This window comes from Microbispora sp. GKU 823, from assembly GCF_002027145.1.
Classification (GTDB): domain Bacteria; phylum Actinomycetota; class Actinomycetes; order Streptosporangiales; family Streptosporangiaceae; genus Microbispora; species Microbispora siamensis.
In genome coordinates this window covers 1-1933 of record NZ_MWJN01000234.1, presented here as the reverse complement: position 1 = coordinate 1933, position 1933 = coordinate 1, and the positions used below count along the sequence as shown (strand labels likewise).

Sequence of the window (1933 nt, the reverse complement as noted above, 5' to 3'; positions counted from 1 at the left end):
GCGGACTCGACCGCGACCGCCAACGGCGGCACGGTCCTGGGTGGGCCGGATGCGGGCCGGTGGGTGCAGGTCCACGAGGGCGTGGGCGACTTCCGCAGGTTCGGGGTGTTCGGCGACGACGCGCCGGCCGATGCCGCGCTGGACGCGATGGTGAACGATCCGTCCATCCACCGGATCGAGGCCCACACCGACCTGCTGTTCGTCAAGCGCCATAAGTACACCCGCTCGAACCTGGAGTTCGACTTCGGCGGCCACACCGTCCGCACCGACGGCATCGAGAAGGCCGGCTACGACGACCCCTTCGCGGCCGTGCTCTTCTTCCGGGGCAAGGTGACCGACACGGTGGTTACCGCGCCGCTCACCGCCGACATGCCGGAGCTGTCGGACGTCTTCGAGGTCGGCGACTCGTCGAAGTTCCAGGTCGGCCAGTGGTGGTCGGCCGAGGTGAGCAAGGGCGCCGGGCAGTGGGAACGCGAGCTGCAGAAGCTCGTGCAGGTCACCCAGATCGTGGACGGCTCCCACATCCGGGTGAACTACCTCAACGGCTGGACGCTGAAGGCCGGTCGGTCGATCACCTGGACGAGGATCGAGCCGGTCGAGCGCGTGCACGTCAGGAACATGGTGTTCACCGGCGCGGGCGCGGACCAGTACACCGGCTCGCACCCGGTCGCCTACGAGTACGCCGTCTGGTGCGACGTGTCCGGCATCGACGCCACCGGCACGTTCTGGCCGGTCGTCATGCGCCGCTGGTGCACCTACTTCCAGACGCGCTCCTGCTCGCTGAAGAACCCCACGTCCGTCACCTGGGGCGGCGCGGGTTACCTCACCCAGCAGATCTACTGCCTGTACGGCCACGTGGCCGACTGCCACACCTCCAACGCCCGGCACCTCAACGACTGGACCGCCTCGGCGTACGGGCTGGTGGAGAACTGCCACGGCGACGGGGACGACCAGGGGCCGTTCGTCACCCACGGCCAGTACGAGCACGACCTCGTCTACACCGGCAACTCCGGCCTGATGACGTTCGCCAACTCCGGCGCGGCGTGGGGCTCGGCGGCCAAGCGGATCACCGTACGCCGGCACGTCTGCTCGTGGTTCGTCGCCCGGGTGAAGGTCACCGATCTGACGCTGGAGGACATGCGGGTGATCGGGAAGCCGTCGCTCGCGGGCTCCGGGATGATCTGGGTCAACGCCGACGGCGTCCAGATGCGGGGCTGCTCCGCGAACGACCAGCTGATCATCTCCCAGTCGTCCGCCCTGTCGGCCCGGCCGAACATCATCGAGGGCTGCGACTTCACCCTCGCCGCCGGCTCGGAGATCGTGCAGTCCTCGGTCACCTCGCCCGTGCACATCGTGCGGTCGGTGCTGTCGAACCTGGACGGTAACGCCTGCAACGGCGCGGGAGAACTGCACCTGGTCGACAGCACCCTGCTCGGCAAGGAGGGCGGCCGGCCGTTGCCCGTCGCCGCCTCACTCGTACGGATCCAGGGCGGGCGGCTGTCGGGCACCGGCATCCGGCTGTCGGGCAAGAAGGACCAGCGGATCCACGTGGGCGGCGGTGCGGTGGTCGAGGGGACGAACGGCGCGAAGGCGCTGCTGTCCCGCGCGGACGCGGGCGGGACCGTCCAGTGGGAACTGCGCGACTACCGGAGCACGACGAACGACGCGGGCACGGCCCACGTCGCGGTCGAGACCGGGAAGAACGTGTACTCGGCGGTCGGCGCCCGCCTGTCGGGCGGGAAGGTCACGCTCGCCGGGGCCGCCTTCGGCGACGGCTCGCTGCTCCAGCACACCTCCTGCGTCGAGGAGGGCGTCTCCCGGACGGCGCCGCCGGACGGCCCCCGGGTTCGAGACCACCGGAAACCTCGTTCTCTAACCTTCTTACTCCCAAACCATCACAGAGGAGTGCAAATGGAACGCCGGGTCGCATTGG

At 69.4% G+C, this 1933-nt stretch carries 1 protein-coding gene; it reads left to right on the top strand.

The genetic code is table 11. The features are described 5' to 3' along the window. A partial coding sequence (locus B1L11_RS44415) for a peptidase C14 (protein ID WP_179155612.1) occupies positions 1 to 1933 on the top strand: 1933 nt, incomplete at both ends.